This window comes from Sphingobacterium faecale, from assembly GCF_016746095.1.
Lineage (GTDB): Bacteria > Bacteroidota > Bacteroidia > Sphingobacteriales > Sphingobacteriaceae > Sphingobacterium > Sphingobacterium faecale.
In genome coordinates, this window is record NZ_JAERTY010000003.1 from 160483 (window position 1) to 176986 (window position 16504).

The 16504-nt window shown below is 41.1% G+C and carries 16 protein-coding genes and 1 tRNA gene; 6 read left to right on the plus strand and 11 right to left on the minus strand.

Going from position 1 to position 16504, the window contains the following annotated elements:
- Positions 1-116 precede the first annotated feature (116 nt).
- Together JKG61_RS06270 and JKG61_RS06275 are read right to left on the minus strand one after the other, a co-directional pair.
- Positions 117-1277 carry a FecR family protein gene (locus tag JKG61_RS06270; protein WP_202102126.1) on the minus strand — a complete coding sequence of 387 codons (1161 nt, stop codon included), beginning with the start codon at positions 1275-1277 and terminating at the stop codon, positions 117-119.
- Between the two features lie 122 nt (positions 1278-1399).
- Positions 1400-1984 (minus strand): RNA polymerase sigma factor, encoded by a 585-nt coding sequence (locus JKG61_RS06275; RefSeq protein WP_202102127.1) that lies wholly within the window; start codon positions 1982-1984, stop codon positions 1400-1402.
- 1003 nt (positions 1985-2987) lie between these two features.
- Here JKG61_RS06275 and JKG61_RS06280 point away from each other — a divergent pair.
- Positions 2988-3701 carry a DUF4397 domain-containing protein gene (locus JKG61_RS06280; RefSeq protein ID WP_202102128.1) on the plus strand — a complete coding sequence of 238 codons (714 nt, stop codon included), beginning with the start codon at positions 2988-2990 and terminating at the stop codon, positions 3699-3701.
- A 126-nt stretch (positions 3702-3827) separates the two neighbouring features.
- On the opposite strand, the gene JKG61_RS06285 is transcribed toward JKG61_RS06280, so the two are convergent.
- Positions 3828-3901: transfer RNA gene (locus tag JKG61_RS06285), tRNA-Arg, on the minus strand.
- Positions 3902-4050: 149 nt separating this feature from the next.
- Here JKG61_RS06285 and JKG61_RS06290 point away from each other — a divergent pair.
- A complete protein-coding gene (locus JKG61_RS06290) occupies positions 4051-4872 on the plus strand; it encodes an alpha/beta fold hydrolase (protein WP_202102129.1) in 822 nt (273 codons plus the stop codon).
- Positions 4873-4918: 46 nt separating this feature from the next.
- Here the strand turns inward: JKG61_RS06290 and JKG61_RS06295 are convergent, their stop codons facing one another.
- From JKG61_RS06295 to JKG61_RS06320, 6 genes are read right to left on the minus strand one after another with little or no spacing between them, the layout of a single operon-like run.
- A complete protein-coding gene (locus JKG61_RS06295) occupies positions 4919-6163 on the minus strand; it encodes a sulfate adenylyltransferase subunit 1 (protein WP_202102130.1) in 1245 nt (414 codons plus the stop codon).
- 47 nt (positions 6164-6210) lie between these two features.
- Positions 6211-7101, minus strand: a complete 891-nt coding sequence (cysD, locus tag JKG61_RS06300; RefSeq protein WP_202102131.1) for a sulfate adenylyltransferase subunit CysD — start codon at positions 7099-7101, stop codon at positions 6211-6213.
- A gap of 41 nt (positions 7102-7142) precedes the next feature.
- Entirely contained in the window at positions 7143-7838 is a 696-nt protein-coding gene (locus JKG61_RS06305) for a phosphoadenylyl-sulfate reductase (protein WP_202102132.1), read from the minus strand.
- Positions 7835-8416 carry a precorrin-2 dehydrogenase/sirohydrochlorin ferrochelatase family protein gene (locus JKG61_RS06310; RefSeq protein ID WP_202102133.1) on the minus strand — a complete coding sequence of 194 codons (582 nt, stop codon included), beginning with the start codon at positions 8414-8416 and terminating at the stop codon, positions 7835-7837. The genes JKG61_RS06305 and JKG61_RS06310 overlap by 4 nt, the downstream gene beginning before the upstream one ends.
- Positions 8416-9183, minus strand: coding sequence for a uroporphyrinogen-III C-methyltransferase (gene cobA, locus JKG61_RS06315; RefSeq protein WP_202102134.1), 768 nt, complete (start codon positions 9181-9183; stop codon positions 8416-8418). The genes JKG61_RS06310 and cobA overlap by 1 nt, the downstream gene beginning before the upstream one ends.
- A 13-nt stretch (positions 9184-9196) precedes the next feature.
- On the minus strand, positions 9197-11299 hold the full coding sequence (locus JKG61_RS06320; protein ID WP_202102135.1) for a HEPN domain-containing protein: 2103 nt from the start codon (positions 11297-11299) through the stop codon (positions 9197-9199).
- A 167-nt stretch (positions 11300-11466) separates the two neighbouring features.
- Between JKG61_RS06320 and JKG61_RS06325 the strand changes: the two genes are divergently transcribed.
- From JKG61_RS06325 to JKG61_RS06340, 4 genes are read left to right on the plus strand one after another with little or no spacing between them, the layout of a single operon-like run.
- Entirely contained in the window at positions 11467-12441 is a 975-nt protein-coding gene (locus tag JKG61_RS06325) for a PstS family phosphate ABC transporter substrate-binding protein (protein WP_202102136.1), read from the plus strand.
- A gap of 42 nt (positions 12442-12483) precedes the next feature.
- A complete protein-coding gene (pstC, locus tag JKG61_RS06330; RefSeq protein ID WP_202102137.1) occupies positions 12484-13371 on the plus strand; it encodes a phosphate ABC transporter permease subunit PstC in 888 nt (295 codons plus the stop codon).
- Positions 13371-14225: a PstA family ABC transporter permease gene (locus tag JKG61_RS06335; protein WP_202102138.1), complete on the plus strand. Its 855-nt coding sequence runs from the start codon at positions 13371-13373 to the stop codon at positions 14223-14225. The genes pstC and JKG61_RS06335 overlap by 1 nt, the downstream gene beginning before the upstream one ends.
- Positions 14180-14989, plus strand: coding sequence for a phosphate ABC transporter ATP-binding protein (locus JKG61_RS06340; protein ID WP_021072282.1), 810 nt, complete (start codon positions 14180-14182; stop codon positions 14987-14989). Before JKG61_RS06335 ends, JKG61_RS06340 begins: the two co-directional genes overlap by 46 nt.
- Before the next feature lie 68 nt (positions 14990-15057).
- Here JKG61_RS06340 and pyrF read toward each other — a convergent pair whose 3' ends face one another.
- The gene (gene pyrF, locus JKG61_RS06345; RefSeq protein ID WP_021072283.1) at positions 15058-15891 is read right to left on the minus strand and encodes an orotidine-5'-phosphate decarboxylase; all 834 of its coding nucleotides are present in this window, start codon (positions 15889-15891) and stop codon (positions 15058-15060) included.
- Between the two features lie 7 nt (positions 15892-15898).
- On the minus strand, positions 15899-16504 hold the full coding sequence (locus JKG61_RS06350; protein WP_237249393.1) for a TlpA family protein disulfide reductase: 606 nt from the start codon (positions 16502-16504) through the stop codon (positions 15899-15901).

Here is a 16504-nt window from a genome sequence, read left to right on the forward strand (position 1 = left end):
TTTGTTGTGTTATTGTTAATAATTATGTTTACTAATCGGTAATGTGATTCACACTTTAACATTGACCGAAAGTGCTCGAACACTTTCGGTCTGTTTGTAGTGCAAGATTTATACTATTATCTACTTACAACCACCCTCCTTTCCTTACCACCGACACCATCGGCTACGATCTTCAATTTTACTTTGCTCGTTCTTTCAATTAATTGCAGAACTTCAGATAGATTTACATTTCGAGGTATTTCTCCATAGAGAATAACATCTGGAATACTTCCTATATCTATATTAAAGTCATACCACCTGCTCAGTTCAAGCAATATATACTTTAGACTTGTGTTGTGAAAAATTAAAATATTGTTCCTCCAAGCAACATAGTCCTCTGTTTCAACAGTATTAACACTCAGCTTATCATCGACTAATCGAGCTTGCTGATCGGGTTCCAACAGAGTTTCTCTACCATTCACTATAATTTTCACAGACCCCTCTACCAAGGTTGTCAAGATTGCCCCACCATCTTTATAAGAGTTGACATTAAACTGAGTGCCGAGCACTTTTACTTTTTGGGCACCACTCACTACAATAAAAGGCAATAGTTTATTAGGTGCAACCTCGAAATAAGCCTCACCAATTAATTCAACAGTCCTATTATCCGCTTCAAAATGACTTGGATATTTAAGCGTAGTAGCTGCATTTAACCACACTTTAGTACCATCAGGCAAGGTAACCTGATATTGTCCTCCATTCGGAGTTGTAAGCACAAGTATCTGGCTATCCCCAGATGGTTTATTCAAAACAAGACTACCATCTGCATACCTAATAGAGTCCGAATCAAAAATAATTTCCGCATGCTGATCGCTCAGAGCAATCGTACTTCCGTCGGCTAATGTAAGAATAGCTTGATTAGTTCCAGGTGCAATATCTATAGCTTCAACGACCGAATTTTCGTAAGACTGCAGTTGCTGTTTTTGGTACATATAAAACGCAACACTCATAACCAATAGTATACTAGCAGCTATTTTTAACCATCCAAATACATTACTTCGTTTTTCTATCAGCCTATCCTCTACATACAAAGGATTCATGCGCTCAACTCTTTGCCTTATCTCAGCCGAATTCATAAAATCTTCTGGCACATCATCCAGCAGTCCTTCAGAAATTAATACAGCCAGCTGCTCTCTATTTTGCTCCGAACGTATATACAAAAGAAGCTCCTCCACCTCCGTTGCAGTACAAGCATTCTCTTTATAACGTTTTAGTACTTCTAATATCTGTTGGTCCATAATTTATTACTAGCCCCTTTACTATGTAATACGATTTATAAAGAGGAATGTACCAATCAAAAAGTTAGAATATTTCAAACATCCGACTAACAACCTAATGGTCAGCGTATCAAAACAAAAATTCAATTCCCTAACGCAAGCAATAAGAGAATAATGACATGAGGCCCCATTTGTTCTTTCAGTGTGCGAGTAGCCTTGGCTAAATGATTTCGTACCGTCAAACTGCTAATACCAAGTTCTGTTGCAGCCTGCTCATAGCTAAGTCCATCATGCTTCACAAGCTTATATACTTTTTGGCACTGCGATGGTAGTTGGTCAATAATAGTTTGGTAAAGACTTTCGGTTTCTTTTAAAGCCAAATCTTCTTCGACATGAGAATAAAGCTCGGTATTTCTAAAACTAATATAGTTATTGACCTGCTGAGATATATCTACCCGTTTTAAATAATCATAGATCTGATATTTAGCACAAGTAAATAAAAACGAGCGAAAAGACTTCTCTAGGTCAATATTAGCCCGCTTCTGCCAAATCTTAGCAAACAAATCTTGATGAATATCATTCGCCACTTCTTGATCGCGTACCATTTTCAAAATATTACCATACAAAGGCACACTATAATATCCGTAAAGAATATTAAAAGCACGTTCCTCTCCCCTCTTCAGCTCTTCTAGAAGTTTTTGCTCATCATTTAAAGGAATAATTTTCAATTCAGATTATACTTAGTTTTCAATAAACGTAATAAAAATTACTGACATTTTTAAGAATACGAGTAAAAATCCACTATTGCTTTTTCCTTAATTCGCTTAATAAAAAAGCATCCTTTTGCACTATAGAGAACTCATAACCTATATAACAACCGATCACTTCATAAAAGTAACACGTGCATTTACGAAAGCTTTACAAGATTAGTAAGCAGCAGAAAATAGATATATAACATATTTAATTATAACAAGATATTCATCTATTAAAAATAGCAACATATAAAACCGACAATGTGCTAATCAATAATCCTAAACTCCACTACCTTATCGACACTTGGTCGCAAGACTGTGTCCAATTACAAACTGCAAATATTGGGCTAGCACTTCCCAAAATGGCACTCATGAGATCTTTTCTATAGCCCGCTCATTGATACACTCAGGAATAAGAAACGAAAGGAAGCAATGGAGCTGCATCGAATCATCCTAAAACCCTAACCTTACCAACGCTAACAAACCAAGATTCTCTATCAATCGAATAATAATGTTCATTGACAAAATCTCCGCCTGCCAAGTAACTGATATTATATTAGTTTTCATTATCAACAATCGCCTGATAGATAAATGGAAGAAGGACTTTTTTTAAATCCATCCTCTACTTTTGTCATCTTAAAGTAAAGTCCAATTACACTATTCGGCCTTAAAAGACAGCCGTAACCCATATTTAGTATCGGGCTTCTGTAATAGATGAATTAATAAAGAAACGAAGAGTGAGGAACGTGAAATAAACATACTTTTGATAAAAAAAGTAATTGAAGTAATGTGAGTTCGAATTAAACGACCTAGATTTAATCACTTTCATCTCATTATTTGACTAAAAAATTCTCACCCCTACTGCGCAGTACTAATGCCATTATAAAAATTAGAAATCAATAGATTTCTGTTTTTTTAAATACACCTGTAGCTTTTACCAAAAACCCTCCGTTATAATTACAAAAAAAGAATAGAAAAGATGAAAACACAAACTATTAAATTATTCTTCATTGCGCTTCTAAGTGTATCAGTCTTAAGTGGATGTCTTAAAGATAATGACGACATCAATAATGTTCCAAGAGCAAGACTTTCCATGGTCAACTCGTATTCACCGGTTGCATACATTGTTCATATGGCAGACAACAACAACCTGACCTCTCACCACAACCCGCTAAAATACAATCAGTTCAACAACTTTCCTCCTACATTCCTATATGTTGGAAATAGAAAAATAAAAACAATATCCCCAGAAAACAAAACCTTAATCGACACGGTATATACCTTTAAGGACAGTTCATCCTACACTTCTTTTGTATTTGGAACGCTAGAAAATCCGAAGCAAATCATCACCGAAGATAAAAGTGTTGAAATGCAAGGTAGCAAATCCGCATTACGTTTCTTTCATTTAGCAAACAATACAACAAAAGTCAATGTCTACTTAAATAGCTTAGAATCACAAATTTACAAAAACAGAGAAATTGAAGATATATTAACAGGCGAAAACCTTAAACATGCCGATTTTGCTGTACAAAACAGTGGAAAAAACAAAATCATTATTACAGATGAAAGCAATAAAATTTTGATTGAGCGAGAATATGATTTCGCACAGGGAAAATACTACTCTATCCTCTTAACAGGAGATAAAAATTCCACAACAACCCCGCTATACTTAGGTGTCGTACCACAATATTAAAATTCCATTTTAATTAGCACGGAGGGTATGTTTATACGAACATACCTTCTTTTTTTATACTCAATCCCTATAATTACCCAATAAATAACAATAAAAAAAGGATCCTCAATGTGAGAATCCTTTTTGTGCGCTCCAAGGGAGTCGAACCCCTAACCTTCTGATCCGTAGTCAGATGCTCTATCCAATTAAGCTAGGAGCGCGGCTTCCAAAACTTCAAGCTTCCTCCGTTTTGGTGATGCAAATATCAATACTTTTTTCAATATTTCAAACATTTTAACACCTTTTTTAGCAACAAAACCCATATTTTTTTATATATTGCTGATAGTAATAGAATTACATTTTCTTTTTTATGACAGAACGTATTATCCGTAGCAACAAAATCAGAACAGAAGACATCAGTCTATCCTATCATATCAAAAAAGCAACCGAAAAAGAAAGACGTACCATTATATTTCTACACGGCTTTCCCTTCAACAAGAATTCCTGGAGACCACAATTGGAATCATTGGAAGATGATATCACCGGTATCGCCATAGACGTCCGTGGGCATGGATTATCTACCAGCGGTCATGGCTTTTTTAGCATTGATGTATTTGCTAAGGACATTATCGCATTTATCAATAAACTCGACATTGAAAAAGTAACATTATGTGGAGTATCCATGGGCGGTTACATCGCTTTACGGATGTACCAACTGATCCCCGATCGTATAGAGGGCCTTATCCTCTCTGATACACATTCCAGAGCAGACGACAACACAGCTAAACAAAAGCGATTCGACAGTATCCAGGCAATTCTAAGACACGGCAGGAGACCCTTTGCACTCGGCTTTATCGACAGCCTGTTTGCTCCAAAAACAATCCTTGAAAATCCAGAAGCAGTAGAATTGATAAAAAGTAGCATAAGACGCAATCCCATCCAAACCATATGTGCTACGATGCTCGCGCTCGCCTCTCGAACGGATACATCAGATTTACTGGCAAACATAAAAGTTCCAACATTGCTCATACGGGGCACAGAGGACAAAATAACAGCAAAATTCCTAATGGAAGAGATGCATCAATGTATTCCAAAAGCAAGGTACATCGAAATTGAAGAAGCTGGGCATCTTCCAAACCTAGAACAGCCTTTAGCCTTCAACAAAGAAATAAATGCTTTTTTATTGACGTAGATTAGAATAAAAACATCCTACTACGTCAATAAATCGTTAAGGATAGCTAACCAATCCCCTCTATAGTCAGCGCACCCACCGTAAGGTTATTCCGCGGATCAATCAATATCGCTCTCGCATTAGCAGCTAGCTCATTGTTCAGGTCAAACACGACCTCATCGGCAGCTTTTACCAAAATCCGTCCAATATCATTTAAACCTATACCACCGTCATACACCTTATCCTGACTATGAACATCATACCGATATAGAACCTCCAACACCTTAACCTTTGTCACCTGTGTCTGATTTTGCAAAATATACACCTGATTGGTATCCAACGGTCGATTTTCAAACCAACTCACATTTGCTTCAAAACTTCGTTCCGAACGGGACACCTTGGTTGCGCTACTAATAAAGTCTCCCCTTGAAACATCGACATCATCTGTCAGATGCAAAACAACGGATTGTCCATCCACGGCATACAACAGGTCCTTCTGATCAAACTCAATAGCTTGCACCCGACTGCGAACACCACTCGGCAGCACCACAACTTCTTCTCCGACCGTCAATCCGTCTCCAATCACACGCCCGGCATATCCCCGATAATCGGGCAAATCTGCACTCTGCGGACGAATCACCCATTGAACAGGAAGACGCCAGGCATTGCTCACCTCCTCTTCCCAGGTTACTGTTTCCAGATACTTTAAAAGCGTAGGCCCCGTATACCACCCCATTCGATCAGAACGGTACACAATATTATCCCCTTTCAATGCAGATACAGGAACAAAATCAACATCTTTAATACCGAGCCTATCTGCCAGTAGCTGATAGTCCGATTTAATGGTTTCAAAAACAGACGCGCTATAATCCACCATATCCATCTTATTGACACAAACTAGAACTTTTCGTAACGATAGCAACTTCGCAATAAACGAATGTCGTTTAGTCTGCTCTATCACCCCTTTTCGCGCATCGATAAGAACAATGATTAAATCAGAATTCGAAGCTCCTGTCACCATATTACGCGTATACTGTATATGCCCAGGAGCATCGGCAATAATAAACTTACGTGCTTCCGTCTGAAAATACTTATAGGCCACATCAATGGTAATTCCCTGCTCACGCTCCGCCTTTAGACCATCCGTTAATATCGCCAGATCAACCGTACCATCATCATTCTTACGATTAGCCTTTTGAATCGCCTCAAGCTGATCATCCAGTATAGAATTCGTATCATATAGCAACCGGCCTATCAGGGTACTCTTACCATCGTCAACAGAACCTGCTGTAATAAATTTTAATATATTCATTTCTGATTATTTAACATCTAAATATTGTATATACCCAACACCATACGCTAAAAATACCCCTGTTTCTTACGCTCCTCCATAGCAGCCTCGGATACCTTATCATCCATCCGCGCCCCCCGTTCACTGACTGTCGACGCTTTTATCTCAGCAATGATATCATCCAACTCCACCGCGTGCGAATCCACGGCGGCCGTACAGGTCATATCGCCTACCGTCCGGAAGCGTACAGACCGACGCTCAACTCGATCATCTGCATCCACCTGTAAACAGTCCGCACTCGCCATCCATTGTCCATTACGCCATACCACATCCCGACTATGGCTAAAGTAAATAGAAGGCAAAGCGATCCCTTCCCGCTTGATATAGTTCCAAACATCAAGCTCTGTCCAATTCGAAATCGGAAACACACGGACGTTCTCTCCTTTATTTATCTTCCCATTAAAAATATTCCACAACTCCGGACGCTGCCGCTTGGGATCCCATTGCCCGAACTCATCACGCACAGAAAAAACACGCTCTTTGGCACGAGCCTTCTCTTCATCCCTACGCGCGCCTCCGATACAAGCATCAAAACCGTGTACGGCTATCGTATCCAACAATGTTACCGTCTGTAAGGCATTGCGGCTGGCATTCTTCCCTGTAGACTCCATCACCCGCCCCTGATCGATGCTTTCCTGTACTGACCCTACAATCAACCGCTCACCAACCTGCTCCACCAACCAGTCGCGGAATACAATCGTCTCCGGGAAATTATGTCCAGTATCAATATGAACAAGCGGAAACGGAAATTTACCTGGCTTAAATGCCTTCTTCGCCAGATGCACCAACGTAATACTGTCTTTACCTCCCGAAAACAACAAAGCTGGATTTTCAAATTGCCCAGCTACCTCCCGAAGAATATAAATAGCCTCTGCTTCTAAATGATCTAAATAATCCATTATTTTCTAACTTCTAAATTCCTACTTCTAATTTCTAACTTCTAAGTTTCTCCATGTAAACCACACTCTTTTTTACTCTTGTCTTCCCACCACCATCTGCCTGCACGAAAGTCCTCGCCTGCACCTACAGACCGCGTACAGGGCTGACACCCGATACTTAAAAACCCTTTATCATGAAGCGGATTATAAGGCACATTAAATGCCTTCAAGAATCCCTCTACCTCTGCCAAAGTCCAGTGAAACAAAGGGTGAACCTTAATAATAGCATTACCTTCATCCCACTCCACAATCCCCATATCTTCTCTATTCGAAGATTGCTCTGCCCGAATTCCTGTAATCCAAACATCAAACCCTTTAATAGCACGCCGCAAAGGCTCTATCTTACGGATAAAACAACATTCCTTACGATTTTCTACGCTCTCATAAAAACTTGTTGGTCCCTTATCACTCACCATAGCTTCCAACGCATCGGCCTGAGGATAGAAAGCCCTAATAGGCATACCATAGCGTTCTAAAGTTCTATTCCAAATATAATAAGTCTCCGGAAACAAACGACCGGTCTCTAAGGTAAATACCGAGGTATCGCGAGCTTTCGCAGCAAGCATATGGGTCAAAACCTGATCCTCTACCCCGAATGAAGTAGAGAAAACAACCCGATTCCCATACTGCGCCGCCACATACGCAATAATTTCCTCCGCCTGCAAACCATTCAACACACGTTTCAGTTCATCAATCATTTTTGACTCCTTTCCAATAACTCTCGTGTATGGGCATTTAATAACCGTACCTTCTCTCCAAAATCGCCCCGAAGCTGCTCACGCATCTCATACATCAATCCCAAGGTCTCATCAATCTCCTCCGGTAACAATCCTTGTAAAAACTCCTTCAACCGCTTTGCAATAGTCGGCGACTTTCCATTGGTAGAGATACCAATCTTTAAATCCCCCTTCATCACGACAGATCCCAAATAAAAATCACATAAATCCGGTTTATCGGCCACATTGAGTAATACATTACGCTTCCTTGCCAACCCCTGTATATGTTGATTCAATAGCGTGTTATTACTCGCGACCACAACCAGATCCACCCCATCCAAATCCACATCTTCAAAACTACGTTCGCACAGATCAACATGCTCTTGCCCTTGCACAAATGCTCTAAAATCCCCAGAAACATCCTTAGCAACGACCCGAACCTTCGCTTTGGGACTCTGCTGCAATAACGCGCTTATCTTTTCCAATCCCACCGGGCCAGCTCCAATCAACAGAACCTGTAACTGCTCAAGCTTAAGAAATATAGGAAACAACCTGTTCATCACACCTGCAAATAATGGATCTCGTTCCGTATCCTACTGAACGCAGCATGCTTGCTAACCACCTCTCCAATCACAATAACAGCGGGCACACCAACACCACTGCATTCCACAGCTTCAACAATAGAGCTTATCGTCCCCAACACAATACGTTCAGTAGCTAAAGAGCCATTCTGAATAACAGCAATCGGCAAAGTAGACTTTCCACCGCCCTCATACAAGGAAACAATCTCCCGCAACTTACCATACCCCATCAATACCACTACCGTAGCATCTGTCCCTACTGCCAACTGAAGATCGGAGGACAGGCTTCCGTCAGACTTAGACCCCGTAATTACCCAAAAACTCTCACTGACACCTCTATAAGTTAAAGGAATCTTCTGAATCCCTGTCAATCCAATCGCTGAAGATATCCCCGGAATGACTGCAGTAGGAATACCAAAACCATGTACATAATCCAACTCTTCACCACCACGACCAAATACAAAAGAATCTCCTCCCTTCAACCGAACCACATGCCCATGCGTCAACGCATAATCCACCATCAGTCTATTGATGTAATCCTGTGAAGTAGACAGCCGCTCTGCCCGTTTCCCCACATACACTTTTGTACAGTTAGGTCTAGCATAAGACAATAAAGCATCATTCACCAAAGCATCATAAAGAATAACATCAGCACATGCGATAGCTTTCACTCCTTTCAATGTAATCAAGTCAGGATCGCCCGGACCGGCTCCTACCAATGTTACAAATGGTTGTATTTTATTCATTTCCAAATATCCTTTAAGAATTACCCCTTAGCGCCGACCTACGTTCGGCGGCGTCATAGTAAAAAGCAGTAGCCTGTATCAAATAAGCCTCCGCAAATTCCTTAGAAGGCTCGTATTTATTAATCTGGAGTACGCGTTCCGAAAAAGAAGTCAGAAAACGAAATTCCCCACTCGCGACATACACGTCATCAAACCCATCAATAACTGCAATCTGTGTACTCGCATTGACTCCACGGTCAAGCAACAAGGCTTTAGCTCCCCAAACAAAGGCACTATAGCTGTGATAAATAGCATCAGCATACTGACCGAGTTCCAAAGCCTGTTTTGCCCAATCAATCTTTTCCTCAGCCTCAAAAAGTAAAGTAGCCACCAGATCAATCACCACCCCAGCACATTCCCCAACACCAATTGCCGTAGCAAAAGTATCCTGATGCCCCCAATCAATAAACTCATCTGCAGTCAATGTCGTCAGATCAGACAACGGCTTCAACAACCGATAGAAATAATCCTTTCCAACACGATCATAATACCCATGAAAATTCTCTTCGACCGATTTATGGATCTTATAATCGGAAAGAACAAGATCAACAACCTGAAGAACACGTTTCGTAGGCACCTTGATGACACGTTCGGCAACGCGTCCTTTACCATCACCAACAGTACCTCCGCCCAACATCACCTGCGCAGCAGGAACCACCTTACCCTCTGCTTTAACTGAGCTTCCATGAAAACCTATATGCGCCAAACCGTGCTGACCACAAGAATTCATACAGCCCGAAATCTTAATCTTCAATCCCTGCTCAAAAACAAAATCTGTATAAAATTCATGAACATACCCCTCCAATACACGAGCCATCTCCGTAGAATTAGATATCCCTAGATTACAAGTATCGGTCCCCGGACAAGTCGTAATATCAGCCGTACTATCAAAACCCGGTTTCGACAGACCTAATTCAACCAATAAATTGAATAAATGCGAAAGAGAAGCCTCACGGACAAACTTAAAAAGCAAATTCTGCCCTTGAGTAATACGGATATCATCTGCCACATGCCCCTGTATACCCGATACCAATCGCCTAGCCTTATCAGTAGATAAATCTCCTGTCTGCACATTTACATACACCCCGTAATAACCTGACTGCTTTTGAGCGAATACATTCGTTTTTTGCCACACCTGAAAAGCTCTTTCGTCGACTACAGGTACCGCATCGATTGCCGTTTCAGGCAGAACAAGCGCTTCCACCAGTCTACGATCGACCACAAAAACAGTATTCTTGTTTGCTATTCGCTCCTCCTCAATAAGACGCAGCACCTCCGAAAGTCCTACCTTCTGGACCAAATATTTAAAACGAGCCTTATTCCGATTATTACGCTCCCCATAACGATCGAAAACACGCAACGTAGCCTCTATATATGGAATAACCTGATCCTCTGGAAGAAAATCATACACTTCCTCCGCAAGAATAGGCTGAGCCCCTAGGCCACCTCCCATCAACACCTTGAAACCACGCTCCTCTACCCCATCATTCCATCTTACTTTAGGAATAAAACCAAAGTCATGAATATAAGAAAATGCGGTATCCTTGTCCGAAGACGAAAAGGAGATCTTGAATTTCCGTCCCATTTCAGCGCAGACTGGATTACGAAGAAAATAAGAAAATGTCTGCTGCGCATAAGGAGACACATCAAATGGCTCATCCGGATCTATCCCTGCTGTAGCAGATGCAGTCACATTACGGACCGTATTCCCACAGGCCTCTCTCAAAGTAATATCATCAGCTGCCAATTTAGCCCAGAGCTCAGGAGTCTTTGCCAAACTCACATAGTGAATCTGTATATCCTGACGTGTTGTAAGGTGAAGATTACGACTCGCATATTCATCAGAGATAGCAGCAATCTTCAGCAACTGTCTAAAGGTTACCTTTCCAAAAGGCAATTTAATACGAACCATCTGCACTCCAGGCTGACGCTGCCCATACACCCCCCGAGCCAAACGAAGTGACCTAAACTTCTCTTCCGGCAAAGAACCTTCCTGATAAGCCCTTATCTTTTTATCTAGTTCAATAATCTCCTGTTCAACCACAGGATTCTCTAATTCAGTACGAAAACTCTGCATATTTTTTACCTAAAAATGTGTCAATCCAAGCTTTATAATTACGGTTCACAAAACAAGAACGCAACAAATGTATAAAACAAAATCAACAATAACTACATAATCTACCAAATTAGTATATATTTGTAAAAAATATATTTACAACTCTTTTCGGTAAAGCAAACAAAAGGATGAAACAACTACGTATTAGCATATTAGCATCCATAATAATATCAAGCTGTGCACCAAAAGCACAAAACAGCTATGACCCAAAGACAGGATATTCAGGCAACATATCCCTATCTGGTGCATTCGCGCTATACCCCATTGTGGTTTTATGGAGTGAGGATTTTAAAAAAATACACCCCAATGTCCGTTTCAATATTTCGGCAGGAGGAGCAGGTAAAGGAATAACAGATGTGCTCACAGATATGATGGATATCGGTCTTGTATCCCGAGATTTTCATGAGCAAGAATTAAAAAAAGGAGCATTCCCTATTTTTGTTGCAAAAGACGCTGTGCTAGGAACGTTTAATACCAACCACCCCAATGCCACACTCCTAAAAAAGAGGGGACTTACGCAACAGGAACTCGAAGGAATCTTTGTCACACAATCCTATCAGAAATGGAGCGATATTGACCCTAGGTTTACAGCTGCTCCCATAATCACCTATGTCCGTTCAGATGCTGCAGGTGCGGCAGAGACATGGGCCAAATACCTAGGCCAAAACCAAGAAGACTTAAAAGGTATTGGTATATACGGTGACCCAGGCTTGGCGCAAGCCATCAAGGAAGAGCCAAATAGTATCGGCTTTAACAACATCAACTATGTCTATGATCTAAACCTTAAAAAAACTGCAGCGCACATAAGTGTCATACCAATCGATAAAAACAAGAATGGAAAAATTGACACAGCGGAAGACTTCTACTACAATCTAGATCAATTGACCGAAGCAGTGGCATCAGGAAAGTACCCTTCCCCTCCCTCGAGGCCCTTGGCATTTGTAGTAAAAAAAGGAAACACTAACGCATTGATACGAGAGTTTATACACTTTGTCCTAAAAAAAGAACAACAAGAGCACCTATTGAGCAACGGATATATCCCACTTACAGACGACCAACTTAAAGTCGAAAGAGAGAAAATAAACACTATTCCTATCAACTAAAAAGCAGAGCCTCGCTCCGTAAAAAACAAACACAGTAAGCAAATGAGACTACGCATTCTAAAAGACCTATGGATACGCTACACATTTCGAATCCTACTCCTCTTGACGCTGTCCATGGTAGTTTTCATAGGCATTGGACTGTTTATTAAATCACTGCCCTTATTAAAAGACCAGAACCTATTCACCATCCTAAGCGGAAGCACCTGGTCTCCACTGAAAGGACAGTTTGGTTTCCTACCCTTTATCACCGGCACAGTATCGGTTACATTGATAGCCCTGGTTATCGCAGCCCCACTATGCCTCCTATCTTCGATTTACCTGGTTGAATATGCATCCGCTCTCTTAAAAAAAACAGTACTCCCTTTAATAAATGTACTGGCAGCTATCCCCCCCGTACTGTATGGCGTATGGGGAATTCTATTCGTCGTACCCCTGATATCAAACTATATAGGGCCTGTTTTTGGGAGCACGAACGCGGGGTACTCTATTCTCTCCGGTGGAATAGTACTCGCTGTTATGATATTTCCGATTATGATCAGCATCATGGTAGAAGTACTACAGACTATACCTCCGGATCTAAAAGCAGCATCACTATCACTCGGCGCTACACGATGGGAAACCATACAAAAAGTCATTTTAAAAAAAGCTCGCCCTGGAATAATCGCTGCCATAGTACTGGCAACATCACGTGCTTTTGGAGAAACAATAGCAGTACTCATGGTCTGCGGCAACATACCCCAAGTCCCAAAGTCTCTATTCGATGCCGGATATCCTATCCCCGCACTCATAGCCAACAACTTTGGAGAGATGATGTCCATACCACATTATGATGCTGCATTAATGTTCGCGGCTCTACTATTGCTGACGATCATCTTTCTATTCAATCTTATTTCGCGACTAATACTAAATAAACTGGAGGAAAAAGCATAATGTCAACCATTAAATCAAGACTGCGACGGGAAAAAATCGCAAAAATATTAATGCAACTCGCGGGTATAGGAATTACAGGTTCCCTTTTTCTAATTATAGGGATTATCCTTTTCAAAGGGCTCCCCCACCTCACCTGGGACATGATCAGCCAGACACCTCAAGGCGGTTTCTATATCGGTAAAGAAGGAGGGATACTCAATGCAATTTTGGGCTCCTTTTATCTAGCGGGCCTATCGACAATACTAGCCTGCTTAATAGGGCTACCTATCGCCATCTACCTCAATGCCTACGTCGATCAGACTTCTACCCTGTCCCGGGTATCAAAACTCTTGTTTGATATACTATTTGGCATACCATCAATTGTATATGGAGCCATTGCCTTCAGTATTATGATTACATTAGGAATCCGTGCTTCCCTATTGGGTGGTGTCATTACGATCACACTCCTCACCATCCCTATAGTGGTACGTACGCTGGATGAACTTTTAAAAACCATTCCTTTAGACCTCAAAAACACCACTACCTCATTGGGGGCTACACGATGGCAGACCGCCCAGATACTATTGAAGTATATCAAACCAGGGCTATTCACAGCCCTTCTACTCGCCTTTGGAAGAGCAATCGGAGATGTAGCAGGGGTATTGCTAACTACAGGGTTCAGCGATAATCTTCCCTTATATCTCGACGAACCAGCGGCAACATTGCCACTAGCCATTTTTTTTCAGCTTAGCAGCCCGATCCCCGAAGTACAGGGAAGAGCCTATGCCTCCGCGCTTATATTAACATTTATCATTCTAATCATTGTCATATGCACACATATACTAGCCTCGCGACAAAAGAAACACAGACTGTAACGCAGATGCAACTGCCACACATACAAATCAAGGATCTGAATGTACATATCGAAGGGAAACACATTCTTAAAAACATAAATTTAGCAATCCCCAATAACTCGATCACATCCATTATAGGACCGTCAGGTTGTGGAAAAACAACACTACTGAAAACACTGAATAGATTGATGGATGACAGCAAAAACGTAAAAATAAATGGCTCCGTACTGGTTAATGGGGAAGACATTTACGCTAAAGACGCCGAAGTCACACACATCAGAAAAAAAATGGGGTTACTCTCCCAACGCCCCTTCCCATTACCTATGTCTATTTTTGAAAATATCACCTATGGACCGCGCATACATGGTCAACGGGACAAAACAGTCTTAAAAGAAATTGTAGAAACCCAATTAAAAAACGTAGGACTATGGGAGGAGGTGAAAGACAGACTACACCATTCTGCGACGACACTGTCTATAGGCCAGCAGCAACGTCTTTGTCTAGCCCGTGGCCTAGCTGTGCAGCCTGAGATTATACTCGGTGACGAAAGCACCTCAGCCTTGGATCCTATATCTACACAGACTATCGAAAATCTATTGATAGACCTGAAAAGCGAATACACCATCGTATTAGTAACTCATATACTTCGTCAGGCACGAAGAGTCTCTGACTACATCATCTTTGTATACAATGGCGAAATAATAGAGTTTGGAAAAACAGAAGACATCCTCCTGAATCCTCAAAATGAGATCACCAAACAGTATGTCAAGGGATTTATAAGCTAAAAAAGGAGCGACCTAGACTGGTCGCTCCTTTTATATATCTTAGCTCTTAAGATAGCAATAGTAATCAATTAAATGACTCCAGCCTTGATAAGCTCCAATTCCATTTCTTTCTGTAACTTTTGTGCCTCTTCTCTAGCCCGCTCCGCAAAGTCCTTACCACTCGAAGCATAGATAATACCGCGGGTACTATTCACCAACAAACCACAATCTTTGTTCATCCCATACTGACATACATCTTGAAGCGATCCTCCCTGAGCTCCCACTCCGGGAACAAGTAAAAAATGATCTGGCGCATGCTCACGAATCTTCAAAAAAGCTTCCCCACGCGTAGCTCCCACCACATACATCAGATTCTCTACAGTACCCCAAGTATTGACTTTATCGATTACCTCTTCAAACAACTGCTTACCATCTGTATTGGAAAAATTCTGGAAATCCTTGCTTCCGGAATTGGAAGTCAGCGCAAGCACTATCGCCCATTTCCCTTCAAAATCTAAAAACGGCGTTACAGAATCCTTACCCATATAAGGTGCTATCGTAATCGAATCGAATCCCATCCCCGACACAGCCTCGTCAAAAAAAGCCTGCGCATACATATTAGATGTATTACCGATATCTCCACGTTTGGCATCTGCTATACTAAAACAGCTCTTGGGAATTGCTTGCCATGTTTTTTGCAAGGAATGCCAGCCACGAACACCATAACTTTCATAAAACGCAATATTAGGCTTATACGCAACACAGAGATCTTCAGTAGCTTCTATGATAGCTTTATTAAAAGCAAAAATAGGATCCTCTTCATCAAGAAGATGAGCCGGTATCTTAGTAATGTCCGTATCTAAACCAACACAAAGAAAAGATTGCTTCTCTTTAATCTGTTCTATTAACTCCTGTCTATTCATTTAACTTTTATTGATCAATAAGATTCTGCACGAATGCTTCAACCTCTTTAGTCGAGTAATCATACATACCTTCTTCTTTTGCAGCAATCTTCCCATTCTTATCCAATATCACAGTAGTAGGAATGGCTCCTCCCAACCAATTGGAAGGAATTTCACCGTTAGGATATACGATAGGTAGTTTCAATTTTTGGTCTGTTAAAAACTTCGCCGTCCCTTCTACATCTCCTTCAATCTCCACAATCAAAAACTCGATGTTATCGTTACCCTTAAATTTATCATACAATTTCTGGATTGACGGCATTTCTGCTCGACAAGGTGGGCACCATGTCGCCCAAAAATTGATAAACAGCACCTTACCTTTGAGCTGTTCCGTATCATAGACAATATTATCTGCACTAGAGAATGATGCTTTGTCACCGATGGAATCGGGATCACTCTCCTTATCACCGGCCTGGGCCTCAACAGGCTTTTCCAATTTTGGCTTAAAAAAACCGATTTTCATCAGCTGCTGCTGTATAAAAATTCGACTCGGCGACCATAGGACCAAGCCCATGAGCACCACGAAAACAATCCAACTGACAATATTTTTAATTTTCTTCTTTTCTGCCATCAT

Coding starts and splice junctions, on each gene's coding strand:
- JKG61_RS06270 (WP_202102126.1), bottom strand. CDS start 1,277: ATGGACCAACAGATATTAGAAGTACTAAAACGTTATAAAGAGAATGCT.
- JKG61_RS06280 (WP_202102128.1), top strand. CDS start 2,988: ATGAAAACACAAACTATTAAATTATTCTTCATTGCGCTTCTAAGTGTA.
- JKG61_RS06290 (WP_202102129.1), top strand. CDS start 4,051: ATGACAGAACGTATTATCCGTAGCAACAAAATCAGAACAGAAGACATC.
- JKG61_RS06295 (WP_202102130.1), bottom strand. CDS start 6,163: ATGAATATATTAAAATTTATTACAGCAGGTTCTGTTGACGATGGTAAG.
- cysD (WP_202102131.1), bottom strand. CDS start 7,101: ATGGATTATTTAGATCATTTAGAAGCAGAGGCTATTTATATTCTTCGG.
- JKG61_RS06305 (WP_202102132.1), bottom strand. CDS start 7,838: ATGATTGATGAACTGAAACGTGTGTTGAATGGTTTGCAGGCGGAGGAA.
- JKG61_RS06310 (WP_202102133.1), bottom strand. CDS start 8,416: ATGAACAGGTTGTTTCCTATATTTCTTAAGCTTGAGCAGTTACAGGTT.
- cobA (WP_202102134.1), bottom strand. CDS start 9,183: ATGAATAAAATACAACCATTTGTAACATTGGTAGGAGCCGGTCCGGGC.
- JKG61_RS06320 (WP_202102135.1), bottom strand. CDS start 11,299: ATGCAGAGTTTTCGTACTGAATTAGAGAATCCTGTGGTTGAACAGGAG.
- JKG61_RS06325 (WP_202102136.1), top strand. CDS start 11,467: ATGAAACAACTACGTATTAGCATATTAGCATCCATAATAATATCAAGC.
- pstC (WP_202102137.1), top strand. CDS start 12,484: ATGAGACTACGCATTCTAAAAGACCTATGGATACGCTACACATTTCGA.
- JKG61_RS06335 (WP_202102138.1), top strand. CDS start 13,371: ATGTCAACCATTAAATCAAGACTGCGACGGGAAAAAATCGCAAAAATA.
- JKG61_RS06340 (WP_021072282.1), top strand. CDS start 14,180: ATGCACACATATACTAGCCTCGCGACAAAAGAAACACAGACTGTAACG.
- pyrF (WP_021072283.1), bottom strand. CDS start 15,891: ATGAATAGACAGGAGTTAATAGAACAGATTAAAGAGAAGCAATCTTTT.
- JKG61_RS06350 (WP_237249393.1), bottom strand. CDS start 16,504: ATGATGGCAGAAAAGAAGAAAATTAAAAATATTGTCAGTTGGATTGTT.